Consider the following 13,248-nt stretch of genomic DNA (forward strand, 5'->3'; position numbering starts at 1 on the left):
TCGCTTCTTTGGTTAAGTTTAAGGCGGAAATTTAAAATTTTAATGTCACTCCAATTAAAAAGTTAATTGTTGCTTGCGGATAATACCCTTGTTCTTCAATAGCTGTTGGTCCGCTCCAAGTATTTAAATACGTATAGCCTCTATCAACATATTCTTTACTAAATAGATTATTAACTAGTCCTTTAAAAACAATTGATTTAAAAATGTTATTCATTTTTAGTTCGTACATCGCATTGAAATCACTCACAAAATATCCATCAATTTTTGATGCTTCAGTATCAGTATTACTTAAGTATTGAGAGCTTACATATTTACCTAATAATGTCAATTGTAAGTTTTGATTTGGTTTGTAAGTGACAGAATTTCCTGAGATAAAGCTTGGTGAAAATGCAATATTTGTTTTTCCAAAGTTGTTTAAACCTCCATCTCTATCAATTATAAGTTCATTAATTTTATTCTCACTTATCGCAATGTTTGAATTAAATATCCAGTTTTCTGAAATATTCAAATTTGCATCAACTTCTATACCTAATCGATAGCTTTTATCAATATTTTCCCTTAAGTATTCTCCTGAATTATCTAAAGCTCCAGTAAGCACTAATTGGTTTTTATAATTCATATAATATACATTGGTGTTGAAACTTAGCTTATCATTAGCAAATCGCCAGCCTAATTCAAAATCGTTTAAAGTTTCGTGTTTTACTTGGTATGCATTACTCTCAAAATCATTTCTATTTGGTTCTTTATTTGCTTTGGCGTAGGATGCATACAAACTATGATGGTTATTAATTTTATAAGTTAATCCTAGTTTAGGATTGAAGAAGCTATAGGTTTCATCTACATCAATAGGTGCTCTATTGGATGTTAGTCCAACCGTTTTGTAATTAACAAATCGCCCTTGCAAATCCACAAACGCTTTTAAGTTACTAGATACTCTAAAATTAAATTTTGAAAATATGCTCCAATCGGTTTTATCAGAGGTACTAAAATAATATCTATCATTAATATTGGTATTTGGCGCTAAATCACTTCCCCAAATTAGCTCTCCAAAGTGGTCATTTTTATAAATACTAACAGATGCTCCTGAGATAATTTCTGTGGCATTTTCTTTATAAGTTACAGTCCCATTCATAACATAAAAATGATTATCTAACCAACGACGTACAATAACATCACTACCATCATTAATTAAATTATTATAATCTGCTGCATCCCTATCGTCTTTAAACTGCTCAAAATATCCTTCGCCTTTTGTGTAATTCAAGCCAAGGTTTGTTGACCATCGATTATTTAGTTTTTCATTCCAATGTAATTGATAATGGTTTTGCCAGTAATTATCAGTTTCATTGTCATAAGTATAAGGATTTTGTCGTCTATCTTCTTCTAATTCACTTGCCGATAGACCATACCAAGCTTGATATGTGTGCTCTTCACCACCAAAAGCAAGTGCTTTTATTAAAGTATTCTCGTCAAAATAACTTCCTTGTAAAAAATAAGATTTTAAATCGGTAAATGCTCTATCTACATAACCATCAGAATAAATATTAGAGAGTCTTCCAGCAAATTCAAACTGGTCGCTAATTTTGCCTGTAGTAAATTTTACTGTATGTTTTCTAGTTCCATAAGAGCCAAATGAATTTGAAATTTCTCCTCCAGCGTCATTAGAAACAGCATCAGTTAAAATATTTAAGCTCGCGCCAAAAGCTCCAGAACCATTTGTGGAAGTTCCAACACCTCTTTGTAATTGTAAACTTTGAGTTGACGATGCAAAATCACCTAAGTTTACCCAGAATGTTCCTTGACTTTCACTATCGTTATATGATATTCCATTTATGGTAATATTTATTCGAGTAGCATCCGAACCACGAACACGAAGATATGTATAACCAATTCCTGCACCAGCATCAGAAGAGGTTACTACTGAGGGTAAATAATTTAAAAGCGCTGGAATATCTTGCCCTAAATTTCGTTTTTCAAAATCTTCTTTTTTAACGTTAGAGTGGGTAATTGGGGATGTTGCTTGGGCACGAACGGCTTTTACCAGAACTTCATCCAGAAGTTCTGGTTCTTTTCCTATTTGGACATTTAATTCTAAATCTGAATCTAGATAAAAAGATCTTTCAATTACTTGTGGTGCAAGAAAGCTATAAACTAAAGTGTATTGACCTTTTGGAAGTTCTAAAGTATATTTCCCATCAAAATCTGTTTGGGTTCCAGTTGTAGTGCCTTTTACTAATACATTTACTCCTGGCAAAGGCTCTCCTGTATCATCTGTAAATATTCCATATACTTTGAATGTTTCTTGTCCTACACTTGAAAACGAAAACAATAAGACAAACAGCACAAAAGTGGATTCCTGCCTACGCAGGAATGACAATAAATTTTTCATATCGATTACATAAAATTATAATCGAATAAAAAGAGGTAATTATTCTTTTTGTTGTTTTTAAAATTTGCTTTTGAAAATGATCCTTCAACTAAGTTCAAGGTAACAGAATCAAAAAATAATTAATTGGCGATTATCGCCTTCCTAAACAGCATTACCTGTTCTAGGTTCAATGGGTATGATCTCAGCCACTTATTGGCACCCCTTTATGAGAACGCTGCAAATATAATTATGAATTAGGAATTATAGATGATTAATTGAACAAAAATTACTCAACATCTGGTTTTTTTCTATTTGCTTTTATTTCAGCTTTTTGTTTTTTGGCTTTTAATCGTTTTCGCTTTACTGATTTAGGTGTTTTTGTTGGAATACGTTTTTTTTGTTCTTTAAGTCCTTCTTCAATTAAATCTAAAAACTTAACAATTACTAATTGCTTATTTTTAAATTGACTTCTAGTTTTAGAGCTTTGAAGTATTAAAATACAATCCTTGTTAAGCTTTTTGCTTAAAGATTTTTTTAGTTTAGTTTTTTCTTCTTCGGTAAAACTTTGTGAGTTTTCTAAGTCAAAGTACAATTCAACTTTAGTCGCAACCTTGTTCACATTTTGCCCTCCACTTCCAGAGCTACGTACTGCTTTAAAACTGAGTTCGGATATGAGCTGTTCTTTTTCCAATTTATTTAATTTGATGCGGCGCTTTTAGAAGATCGTTAACTGTTTTTACTGGATTAAACGTGATTAGCGGCACTTCAACAAAAATAGTGTTCCAATACGCCATACTTCCATTCCATAAACCAGGTAGCTCCAACGCCTTTAAATCTTTTCCTGTTTTAGTTTTCATGGTAATAAATGCAGTGTTTGAGTCTACATATTTTGTAAGGTCAAATTTTTCTCCTTTATGATTTTTTACGCTGCATACTAAATCTACAGGGTTAAAATGAGTAGCATTTTTAAGAATAGTATTTTGATCTGGATTTTTTTTATCGATTTGTGCAGACTCCACAATTTGCAAAGATATATTATCAGAACTATTTTTAACCCAAAAAGGGCCTCCACCTGGTTCTCCTTCATTTTTCACCATACCACAAACTCGAATTGGTCTATTTAGCTTGTTTTTTAAATAGACTTTCTTTTCATGAAGGCTTAGATTATTGAAATTAACATCTAAAACAATATTCATTTTCGATGATAAAAAATCAGCTATCTCTAAGAGCTTTTCATTAGTAATCTCATAATTTAGAGATTCTTCATATTCAAACGCATTTTTTTGAATCTTTAAAATTACACCAGCAAGCATTTTTTTGTACTTAGCAACCTCTCCTTTATATTTATTAACAACTACGTTATCTATATTTTTAATAAAAATAATATCGGTATCAATCTCGTTAAGATTTTCAATTAAAGCACCATGACCAGAAGGTCTAAAAACCAACATGCCATTATCATCCCTAAATGGCTCGTTTGTTGTCGTTACTGCAATGGTATCGGTGGCATGTTTTTGATATGAAAATGTGATATTAAATTTTGTTTGAGTTTTTTCTTCAACATCTTCCTCAATGTATTTAAACTCTTCATCGAATTTGTCTTTATGTTTTTCTGAAATTGTAAAATGCAAATTTGCATCCCTATTAGACGATGCATATTCAGCTGCTTCAAATAAATGTTCCTCAAATGCTGTTGATGAATGCTCTCTATAACGATGAAATGGTAGCAATCCTTTAGGGAAAGAAGAATAATTTAATAGATTCTCATCCAACATTGTTTTTACAAATAATAAACGTTGCTCATCATAGGAAAGTTCATTGTAATTAGGATGTGATTTATGAATTTTGGTGACTACTTCTTCAAAAAACGGGAGCTTTTCTAATCCTACAAAAAAAACTGAAAGCTCTTTTTCCTTATTTTTATTTATATAAGAATTTATACTCTCTTTTTGTGGATTATACTCTTTCAAAAACGTAAAAAGTGTTTTAAACATCCTTGTTGCTGCACCTGAAGCAGGAACAAATTTCATAATAGAAATTGTGTCTCTTTTATTATCGAATAGTTTAATTAAGTCTTCTCTTTCTCTTTCATTGAATGCTAAAATTCCATTCCCAATTGTAGCAGTACTTTTAAGGTTAACAAATGGCACTCCCTTTTTAAAGAGTGCTATTTGAGATAAAACTTTATCTACAGTTAATCCTTTTTTTTCTATTTGATTTATGTCGTTTTGGGTAAAATTCAATGCTTATCTTTAATTAATTTGTCTATGTGTTTTACGGCTTGGTCTAGTCGTTCTTTTTTACTCCCTTTAAGCAATACATAAGGTCTATTATACTTTATTAATGCGTCTTCGAAGGCTTTAAACATGCGTTCTCTCTCATTGGGTTTGTCTCGCAAATCGTCGGCTTCCCATGGCACATCAATATAGGTTAAAAAATATAAATCGTAAGTATTTTCAACTGCGTATTTATCTAAAATTGGGTCGCAAGTCCCTGAGTAATATGCTTCGGAATACACTTTGGTTTCCAATAAATCGGTATCGCAAATTAATACAGAGTCTGTTTTTTTAGCAAGCCCGTTTTCCAATGCCATTTGACCAATAGCAATTGGTAACAAATCTTTTGCTTCGCAAGTTCGTCGTTCATTATTCCAAACATCTTGTAAATATGCTCTAGCATATTCTGGCACCCAAACAGAATTGTAGTATCTAGCCAAATGTCTAGACAATGTTGTTTTTCCTGTAGATTCGGGACCAAACAAAACTACTTTTATGCAGTTTGCTGGTTGTTGTTTAAGTTCTTTTTCCATTCAATGTATCCTAAAATAGCTAGCACTAAAAATATGGTAAATTGAATTCCTGAGAAACCCAATCCTTTTATAAAGTATAACGGAATTGAAATAATGTTACCTCCAATCCATAATAGCCAATGTTCAATTTTTTTGTTTGCCATCATCCACATAGCAGCAAAGAAAATGCCTGTGGTAAATGTGTCAAAATAATCGGTAATTCTATCAAATCTATTAAAATACAAGTAAACACAAACTACAAATACCGCTGTGCTTATAAAAATACCAATAGCTTTTAGTATATCTTTTTTTGAAGATTTCGTGATTTCAATATGTTCTCCTTGTATGAGTTTTGTCCACATATACCAACCATAAATGCTCATTAATGTATAGTAAATATTAATTATTAAGTCGCCATAAAGGGTGAACTGATAACATATATACACATAAATGGCTGTGCTAATAATACCTGTTGGATACACCCAAATACTTTCTTTTTTAGCAAACCACACACTCGCCACACCAAAAATAACAGCTAAAATTTCTAAGCTAATATCTAGAGCTGTAGCTGTTCTATAAGGTTCTAAAAAAAAATCTATGATTTCGTTCATACTAACTCATTAAAAAATGATTCATCTTCTTCAAAAGCTGTACCAATTACTACCATGTCTGCACCAGCTTGATAAGCATTGTTTAATTGTTCATTACTCCTAATGCCTCCTCCAACAATTAGTGGAATGTTTAATTCTTGTTTTACTGAAGAAATAATATCTTCAGTAATTGGATGTAATGCTCCACTTCCTGCTTCTAAATATATGAGTTTCATTCCTAGTAACTCTCCAGCCTTTGCTGTATCCACAATCTCTTGAATATTATTTCTTAGCATTGGTGTTGTTGCAGTAACTTTTTGCACAGTCGTTTCCTTGCCATTTTCAATTAACAAATAACCTGTTGGAATTACCTCAAGAATTGTTTGACGTAATTTTGAAACCGCTTCAACTTGCTTTCCTATTAAATAGTCTGGATTTCTCCCTGAGATTAAAGATAAAAACAATAGTGCATCTGCCTTTTGTGTAATTTGCGATACATCTCCTGGAAATATAATTACAGGCAAATCTGTAAGGTTTTTGATTATCGAGACTAATTTCTCAGTAACGTTCACATCAACTTCGCTACCTCCAACAAAAATATGACTCGTCATTGAGGCATTCACTTTTTTCATAAAGCCAAATACGTTTTCAGGCTTCGTTTTATCTGGGTCTATTAAAACGGCTAATAGCTTTTTATTCTTAGAAATCGAAACAAGTATGTCTTGGTAGATGCTTTTCATTTAGGCAATGACATAAGCACATGTAAATCCTTCAAACTCAATAAAAGTAGTATTGTAGCGATACTTCTTATTTTCATAATCTATCCAAGCAACAGTTTCATTATCATTTATCATAAATGGAATCACTAAAAAATGGTCTTTAAAAATCATTCCAGGCGTTGCAAATAATTTGTATAACGACTCTTTTATGCACCAAATAATAGTCAATTCGTTTATATAGGTTTCCGATTCATTTTTTAAATAGTTGAATTCATAATCTATAAACTTTGGTGCAATTCGAGCAATTTTATCTCGCTGCATTTCTATATCAATCCCAACTTCGGCATCACTCACAATTACCCCAGAATATAAAAACGAATGTGTAATTGAAATACACTTACCATCTTTTAAATGCGGTTTCCCATTGTCATCATAAAATAAATCTTGGTCTGTGTATCCTAAATCTCTAAGAATGTGCCTCACACTCAAAAATCCACGCTGATGCCATTCACTTTTCATATCTAAAACACGTTCTAAACTATTTGGTTTTAAATCTAATGGCTTTAGTAATTCATCATAAGATTCGGTAATCTTCCAGATTTTAACAGTAGTTTGTGAGTTTGGAGTAAAGGTTTTATAAAGTGGCATTTACTTTTCTGAAAGTTAATAGTTATCTTTGCAGCGCAAAGGCGCATTTGGCATTTTTAACATAGCGAATTTAACTAATTTTAAGTTCCAAACCCAAAGTTGACGCCTTTAAAATAAATAGATAAACATACTTATATGAACACAAAAACAATTCCTTACGTAGCTAACAAAGTTAAAGATATGTCGCTTGCGGCTTGGGGAAGAAAAGAAATTGAATTAGCTGAAGCTGAAATGCCTGGATTAATGAGTCTTCGTGAAGAATATAAAGATTCGCAACCATTAAAAGGTGCACGTATTGCTGGTTGTTTACACATGACTATTCAAACAGCAGTGCTAATTGAAACTTTACAAGCTTTAGGAGCAGAAGTTACTTGGAGTTCTTGCAATATTTTCTCAACGCAAGACCAAGCGGCTGCTGCAATTGCTGATGCTGGAACTGCTGTATATGCATGGAAAGATATGACTGAAGAAGAATTTGATTGGTGTATCGAACAAACCTTGTTTTTTGGTGAAGACCGTAAACCATTAAATATGATTCTTGATGATGGTGGTGATTTAACTAATATGGTTTTAGATAAATATCCTGAATTAGTTGATGGTATTAACGGTTTAAGTGAAGAAACTACTACTGGAGTTCATAGATTATATGAACGAATGGAAAATGGAACATTACCAATGCCTGCAATTAATGTAAACGATAGTGTTACAAAGTCTAAATTCGATAACAAATATGGTTGCAAGGAAAGTGCTGTAGATGCAATTAGACGTGCTACAGATATTATGCTAGCTGGAAAACGAGTCGTTGTTTGTGGCTATGGCGATGTTGGTAAAGGTACTGCTGCCTCATTTAAAGGTGCTGGAAGTATTGTAACCGTTACAGAAATTGATCCAATTTGTGCTCTACAAGCTGCTATGGATGGTTTTGAAGTGAAGAAACTTGAAACCGTAGTTGGTAATGCAGATATCGTTATTACAACAACTGGTAATAAAGATATCGTTCAAGGACAACATTTTGAGGCCATGAAAGACAAAACCATTGTTTGCAACATTGGCCATTTTGATAATGAAATTGATATGGCTTGGTTAAACAAGAATCATGGTCATACCAAAGATGTCATTAAACCTCAAGTTGACAAATACACTGTAAACGGTAAAGATGTGATTATTTTAGCACAAGGTCGTTTGGTTAATTTAGGTTGTGCCACTGGTCATCCAAGTTTTGTAATGAGTAACTCATTTACAAACCAAACCTTAGCTCAAATTGAACTTTGGACAAACAGAGATGCTTACGAAAACAAAGTATATATGCTACCGAAGCATTTAGATGAAAAAGTAGCAAAATTACATTTAGCCAAAATTGGTGTTGAGCTTACAGAATTACGTAAGGACCAAGCTGATTATATTGGTGTTAAACAAGAAGGACCTTATAAGCCTGAGTATTATAGATACTAAGAAATTTCTGCGAAGGCAGGAATCTCATTTTAATTTAAACCCTTGCAGAAATGTGAGGGTTTTTTGTTAGCTTAGAGCATGTTTAAACGAAAACCTGAAATTCTTATTCCTATAATTAAAGAATTAGAAAGCTATATTACTGTAAAAGACAAAAGGAACGATGCTGTTTCAACCTCAGACGTGGCGTGGCAAATAGACCATTCATTAAAAGTATTTAATTTAGTTTCTGAAACTTTGCTAAAATCTGATTCTGAATTACATTCAAGTAAATTTAACAAATGGCGCTTACTGTGTTTTACTATAGGTTATTTCCCCAGAGGAAGGGTAAAGGCTCCAAAATTTGTTAGACCACCAGAAATAATTTCTATTGAAGATTTAAATTCTCAACTTAAAATGGCCTATCAAAATATCGAGAAGCTAAAATCAGCACATAAACATGCACATTTTAAACATTTTATTTTTGGTGTATTACATAAAAAACGAACTATTCGGTTTTTGCAATTGCATACCACTCACCATTTAAAAATAATTAGGGATATTTTAAAGTAATTCATCTTATTGTCACTTCGAGTGATTCCGAAACATGAGGAATTGTATCGAGAAGTATTATTAAAAAGTTCTCGATACAAAATTCTTGAAAAAGAATTTTACTCGAACTGACTTGACTGAACACAAAAAACCCTCACATTTCTGCAAGGGTTTATATATTATTTAAAGAATACGCTTCTTAAGCCTCAAAAGGCTCAATAGAAACATAAGATTTATTATCTTTTTTCTTTGTAAATTTTACAAGCCCATCAACTTTAGCATGTAAAGTATGATCTTTTCCTTGGTATACATTCTCACCTGGGTGGTGTGTATTCCCTCTTTGTCTAATGATAATGTTTCCAGCTATTGCAGCTTGACCACCAAATATCTTTACACCTAAGCGTTTCGATTCTGATTCTCTACCATTCTTCGAACTTCCGACTCCTTTTTTATGTGCCATTTTATTTCGATTTTAGATTATTAAAATTAACTTAAAGCAGCAATTAAATCGGCTTTCTTCATTCCAGAAATGCCTGTAACTCCTTTTGCTTTAGCCATCTCTTTTAATTCAGCAACAGTCATTTTGCTTAAATCTTGAGTAGCTTCTACTTTTTTAGCAGCTGGTTTTGCTGCTGCCTTTGGGGCAGCTTTTGCTTTTGGTTCAGCTTTTTTAACTTCTTTTTTTACTGGAGCAGCTTTTTCAGCCTTAGCTGGTTTTGCTCCTGAAGCAACAATTCCTTCAATTTGAATTTCAGTCAAAGATTGTCTGTGTCCATTTTTAACACGGTAACCCTTACGTCTTTTCTTTTTGAAAACTATTACTTTATCACCTTTAAGGTGCTTTAAGACTTTTGCACTTACTTGTGCTCCGCCTATAGCTGGGGCGCCTACAGTAACTTTGTCACCATCACTTAACAAAAGTACGTTGTCGAAAGAAACTTTCTTACCTTCTTCTGTTTTTAAACGATGAACAAAGACTTTTTGGTCTTTTTCAACTTTAAATTGTTGCCCTGCTATCTCTACAATTGCGTACATAGCGTAACGTTTATATTAATTAATTTTGTTCAAAAATGAGTGCAAATATACTGCTAAATAATTAATCTGCAAACGTTTTAAAGCATTTAATACACTAAAAATCTAAAGCTTAATTTCGTCTATTGGCAAGATAAATGCCTAATAAAATTAAAATTGTTGCCAACGCCTGTAAAACGCTAAAATTTTCACCATCTAAAATCCCCCACATTAAAGCGACCAAAGGCATAGAGTAAGTGACTGATGATGCAAAAACTGGCGTCGCCATTTGCACTAATTTATTGAACAACACTTTTGCTAAAGCAGTTCCAAAAGCCGATAGAATGACGATATAAAGCATCGACATAGCAAAATCTTCATTACTAAAATCTGCTTTCTCAAAAAAATCGGTTGATAATAATACAATTATTGCTGGAATTATTATCGCAGTAAAATTTCCAACTGCAATTGTAATGGCTTTTACATCTTGTAAATGTTTCTTTATAATATTGACATTTATACCATACATAACAGACGAAATCACCACAAGTCCAGCGTATAAATAATTTTGGTCTGGATTTAAATCTGCTCCTTTTATAATCAACAAAGCAGTACCAATAAAACCAATAATCACTCCCATTATTTGTCTTTTAGATGACGCTATTTTAAAAATGGCAAAACCAAGCAAAATAGTATTTAATGGTGTGAGTGAATTTAAAATTGAGGCTACCGCACTATCTATTTCGGTCTCAGCATAAGCAAATAAAAATACTGGAAAGAAGGTTCCTAAAAGTCCTGAAATTACTAACCATTTCCATTGGGTTCTGGTTACATTTTTAATTGTATAAAACCCAAAAATAAAAATAAAGCATCCAGAAATAATTATCCGTAGAGCTCCTAATTGCAATGGCGTCAACCCAATTAAACTTTTTTTAATGAGTATAAATGAACTTCCCCAAATTAGAGATAGAATTACAAGGTAAAGCCACTTTTTATTTCCTGAGTGCATTGATTATTAATTGTCTATAAAATTTTCAATTTAAGTGCAAATAACAGCAATTATTAGTAATTTTGTAGTCAAATCAATATTTAAAACCTATGAAGACATTTAAAAACATTTTAGCGCTCGTTATGGTAATGGCTCTAATAATTTCATGTAAAAACGAAACAAGCCCTGAAGTAAAAACTATTGAAGCTGATATAGCTGTAAAAACAGAAAAAGTATTAAATCTTGATGCTAATTTTGTAAAGTCTGAATTCACAATCGAAGGTATGACTTGCGAAATTGGATGCGCTAAGCTTATCGAAAAAAATATTAATAAAATGGATGGTGTGAAATCTGCTAAGGTAGATTTTAACAATAAACTAGCAATGGTTGAATATGATGAAGCTATGGTTAACCATACTTCGTTAGAGGAAACAGTAACAAAATCGGCTGATGTTTATAAAGTGAGTGAAATGAAAACTGTAAAGGAGTTTTCAGCTAAGAAAGACAAAGAATGCGATGAAAATTGTACTATGGCTTGCTGTAAAGACAAAACCGAAGTTGAGAAAAAAGAATGTGCTGAAAATTGCACTAAGGCATGTTGTGCTGAAAAGAAAGGAAAAGCTTAGTTCTTTAATTTAGAATTAAAAAAAAAGCCCACTTTGAAGTGGGCTTTTTTTTATCTATTTATTCATCAAATCTTCAATCTCATCTGCTTCAATTGGAATATTTTTCATAAGGTTAATTGGCTCCCCTTTTTCTTGAATTACAACATCATCCTCCAATCTAATTCCCATACTTTCTTTTTGAATATATATTCCAGGTTCTACAGTAAATACCATATTTGCTTTCATTGGTGTTTTTAATTCGCCATAATCATGAGTGTCTAATCCCATGTGATGGGATGTTCCGTGCATAAAGTATTTTTTATATGCTGGCCATTTTGGGTCCTCGTTCTGTACATCAGCCTTATCTAATAATCCTAAGCCTAATAATTCTGAGGTCATTAATTTTCCAACCTCAACATGGTAGTCCGCCCAAATTGTTCCAGGAACCAACATTTTAGTAGCTTCATCTTTTACACGATTCACAGCATTATATACTGCTCTTTGTCTATCTGTAAATCGTCCATTCACTGGAATGGTGCGTGTCATATCACTAGAATAGTTAGCATACTCTGCACCAACATCCATCAATAACATATCGCCATCTTTACAAGCTTGATTATTCTCAATATAATGCAACACACATGCATTGAATCCAGAACCAATTATTGGTGTATATGCAAAACCTTTAGATCTATTTCTTAGGAATTCATGCATAAATTCTGCTTCAATTTCGTATTCCATTACACCAGGTTTTACAAAATCAAGTATTCGTCTAAATCCATTTTCGGTAATATTGCAAGCCGTTTGCAAAAGCTCTATTTCTTCAGGTTCTTTTACACCGCGAATATTCTGTAAAATAGGGAAGCTTTTTGCCCAACTATGCGCTGGAAATTTGTCTTTAACTGTTTTTATAAAACGAACTTCACGAGATTCTAATTCGACCGCTTGACGGTAATGTTCGTTTGTATTAAAGTAAATGGTTTCAGCTTCAGTCATTAAATCAAAAAACACTTTGTCAAAATCACTTAGCCAATACACTGTTTCTACTCCAGAAGTTTGTGTTGCTTGTTCTTTAGTAAGTTTTGCGCCTTCCCAAATAGCTATATGGTCGTTAGTTTCTCTTACAAAAAGTACTTCACGATGTGCCTTGTCCATGGCATCTGGAAATAACAGTAAAATACTTTCTTCTTGGTCAACACCACTTAAATAAAAAATATCACTATGTTGCTCAAAAGGCATTGTGCTATCTGCACCAGTTGTAAAAATATCATTGGAATTAAAAACTGCAATAGCTTTTGGTTTCATTTGAGCTACAAATTTTGCTCTATTTTTTATAAAAAGTTTGTTGGATATTGGATGGTATTTCATGTGCAAATATTTATTGTTTTTAAATGGTCAGAAGTAACATCTATAAAATTATTTTCTTGGATATCGAAAATTTTAATTGTTGATGTTTCATGTTCAAATATTTAATGAGTAACAAATGTAACCATTACCTAATAGAAATAAAAAACATACTTTAACCAAGTGTTATTTTAATTAAATACTTGG

Annotated in this window: 14 protein-coding genes; 3 read left to right on the plus strand and 11 right to left on the minus strand. The window is 32.3% G+C overall.

Going from position 1 to position 13,248, the window contains the following annotated elements; genetic code table 11:
- Nucleotides 1-31 precede the first annotated feature (31 nt).
- From HB672_RS01625 to HB672_RS01655, 7 genes are all read right to left on the minus strand, one after another.
- Complete coding sequence (locus tag HB672_RS01625; protein ID WP_167606670.1) at nt 32-2,389, minus strand: TonB-dependent receptor; 2,358 nt, start codon at nt 2,387-2,389, stop codon at nt 32-34.
- A gap of 265 nt (nt 2,390-2,654) precedes the next feature.
- Nucleotides 2,655-3,059, minus strand: coding sequence for an alternative ribosome rescue aminoacyl-tRNA hydrolase ArfB (gene arfB / locus HB672_RS01630; protein ID WP_167606673.1), 405 nt, complete (start codon nt 3,057-3,059; stop codon nt 2,655-2,657).
- A 1-nt stretch (nt 3,060) separates the two neighbouring features.
- Complete coding sequence (locus tag HB672_RS01635) at nt 3,061-4,611, minus strand: DUF4301 family protein (RefSeq protein ID WP_167606679.1); 1,551 nt, start codon at nt 4,609-4,611, stop codon at nt 3,061-3,063.
- A complete protein-coding gene (locus tag HB672_RS01640; RefSeq protein WP_167606681.1) occupies nt 4,608-5,177 on the minus strand; it encodes an ATP-binding protein in 570 nt (189 codons plus the stop codon). Before HB672_RS01640 ends, HB672_RS01635 begins: the two co-directional genes overlap by 4 nt.
- Nucleotides 5,138-5,767, minus strand: a complete 630-nt coding sequence (pnuC, locus tag HB672_RS01645) for a nicotinamide riboside transporter PnuC (RefSeq protein WP_167606684.1) — start codon at nt 5,765-5,767, stop codon at nt 5,138-5,140. The genes HB672_RS01640 and pnuC overlap by 40 nt, the downstream gene beginning before the upstream one ends.
- The gene (locus tag HB672_RS01650) at nt 5,764-6,486 is read right to left on the minus strand and encodes a geranylgeranylglyceryl/heptaprenylglyceryl phosphate synthase (protein ID WP_167606687.1); all 723 of its coding nucleotides are present in this window, start codon (nt 6,484-6,486) and stop codon (nt 5,764-5,766) included. The genes pnuC and HB672_RS01650 overlap by 4 nt, the downstream gene beginning before the upstream one ends.
- Nucleotides 6,487-7,113: a 4'-phosphopantetheinyl transferase superfamily protein gene (locus tag HB672_RS01655; protein ID WP_167606691.1), complete on the minus strand. Its 627-nt coding sequence runs from the start codon at nt 7,111-7,113 to the stop codon at nt 6,487-6,489.
- A 135-nt stretch (nt 7,114-7,248) separates the two neighbouring features.
- Here HB672_RS01655 and ahcY point away from each other — a divergent pair, with 135 nt between their 5' ends.
- Together ahcY and HB672_RS01665 are read left to right on the plus strand one after the other, a co-directional pair.
- Complete coding sequence (gene ahcY / locus HB672_RS01660) at nt 7,249-8,565, plus strand: adenosylhomocysteinase (RefSeq protein WP_167606698.1); 1,317 nt, start codon at nt 7,249-7,251, stop codon at nt 8,563-8,565.
- Between the two features lie 78 nt (nt 8,566-8,643).
- Entirely contained in the window at nt 8,644-9,114 is a 471-nt protein-coding gene (locus HB672_RS01665; protein WP_167606702.1) for a DUF1569 domain-containing protein, read from the plus strand.
- Nucleotides 9,115-9,292: 178 nt separating this feature from the next.
- Here HB672_RS01665 and rpmA read toward each other — a convergent pair whose 3' ends face one another.
- The 3 genes from rpmA to HB672_RS01680 all read right to left on the minus strand — a co-directional run bounded on the left by rpmA (nt 9,293) and on the right by HB672_RS01680 (nt 11,113).
- Nucleotides 9,293-9,553 carry a 50S ribosomal protein L27 gene (gene rpmA, locus HB672_RS01670; RefSeq protein WP_013869859.1) on the minus strand — a complete coding sequence of 87 codons (261 nt, stop codon included), beginning with the start codon at nt 9,551-9,553 and terminating at the stop codon, nt 9,293-9,295.
- A 26-nt stretch (nt 9,554-9,579) separates the two neighbouring features.
- The gene (gene rplU / locus HB672_RS01675; protein WP_167606712.1) at nt 9,580-10,128 is read right to left on the minus strand and encodes a 50S ribosomal protein L21; all 549 of its coding nucleotides are present in this window, start codon (nt 10,126-10,128) and stop codon (nt 9,580-9,582) included.
- Between the two features lie 109 nt (nt 10,129-10,237).
- Entirely contained in the window at nt 10,238-11,113 is an 876-nt protein-coding gene (locus tag HB672_RS01680) for a DMT family transporter (protein WP_167606716.1), read from the minus strand.
- Nucleotides 11,114-11,202: 89 nt separating this feature from the next.
- Here HB672_RS01680 and HB672_RS01685 point away from each other — a divergent pair, with 89 nt between their 5' ends.
- On the plus strand, nt 11,203-11,718 hold the full coding sequence (locus HB672_RS01685) for a heavy metal-associated domain-containing protein (protein ID WP_167606719.1): 516 nt from the start codon (nt 11,203-11,205) through the stop codon (nt 11,716-11,718).
- 54 nt (nt 11,719-11,772) lie between these two features.
- Here the strand turns inward: HB672_RS01685 and HB672_RS01690 are convergent, their stop codons facing one another.
- The gene (locus tag HB672_RS01690) at nt 11,773-13,065 is read right to left on the minus strand and encodes an aminopeptidase P family protein (RefSeq protein ID WP_167606722.1); all 1,293 of its coding nucleotides are present in this window, start codon (nt 13,063-13,065) and stop codon (nt 11,773-11,775) included.
- Nucleotides 13,066-13,248: the final 183 nt, after the last annotated feature.

Source organism: Gaetbulibacter sp. S0825, from assembly GCF_011777505.1.
Taxonomy (GTDB): domain Bacteria; phylum Bacteroidota; class Bacteroidia; order Flavobacteriales; family Flavobacteriaceae; genus Pontimicrobium.

What these genes read in the sequence shown, in the direction of transcription:
- HB672_RS01640 (WP_167606681.1), bottom strand. Translation starts at nt 5,177, where the DNA reads ATGGAAAAAGAACTTAAACAACAACCAGCAAACTGCATAAAAGTAGTT.
- HB672_RS01655 (WP_167606691.1), bottom strand. Translation starts at nt 7,113, where the DNA reads ATGCCACTTTATAAAACCTTTACTCCAAACTCACAAACTACTGTTAAA.
- HB672_RS01650 (WP_167606687.1), bottom strand. Translation starts at nt 6,486, where the DNA reads ATGAAAAGCATCTACCAAGACATACTTGTTTCGATTTCTAAGAATAAA.
- ahcY (WP_167606698.1), top strand. Translation starts at nt 7,249, where the DNA reads ATGAACACAAAAACAATTCCTTACGTAGCTAACAAAGTTAAAGATATG.
- HB672_RS01625 (WP_167606670.1), bottom strand. Translation starts at nt 2,389, where the DNA reads ATGAAAAATTTATTGTCATTCCTGCGTAGGCAGGAATCCACTTTTGTG.
- rpmA (WP_013869859.1), bottom strand. Translation starts at nt 9,553, where the DNA reads ATGGCACATAAAAAAGGAGTCGGAAGTTCGAAGAATGGTAGAGAATCA.
- HB672_RS01690 (WP_167606722.1), bottom strand. Translation starts at nt 13,065, where the DNA reads ATGAAATACCATCCAATATCCAACAAACTTTTTATAAAAAATAGAGCA.
- HB672_RS01685 (WP_167606719.1), top strand. Translation starts at nt 11,203, where the DNA reads ATGAAGACATTTAAAAACATTTTAGCGCTCGTTATGGTAATGGCTCTA.
- pnuC (WP_167606684.1), bottom strand. Translation starts at nt 5,767, where the DNA reads ATGAACGAAATCATAGATTTTTTTTTAGAACCTTATAGAACAGCTACA.
- HB672_RS01680 (WP_167606716.1), bottom strand. Translation starts at nt 11,113, where the DNA reads ATGCACTCAGGAAATAAAAAGTGGCTTTACCTTGTAATTCTATCTCTA.
- HB672_RS01665 (WP_167606702.1), top strand. Translation starts at nt 8,644, where the DNA reads ATGTTTAAACGAAAACCTGAAATTCTTATTCCTATAATTAAAGAATTA.
- rplU (WP_167606712.1), bottom strand. Translation starts at nt 10,128, where the DNA reads ATGTACGCAATTGTAGAGATAGCAGGGCAACAATTTAAAGTTGAAAAA.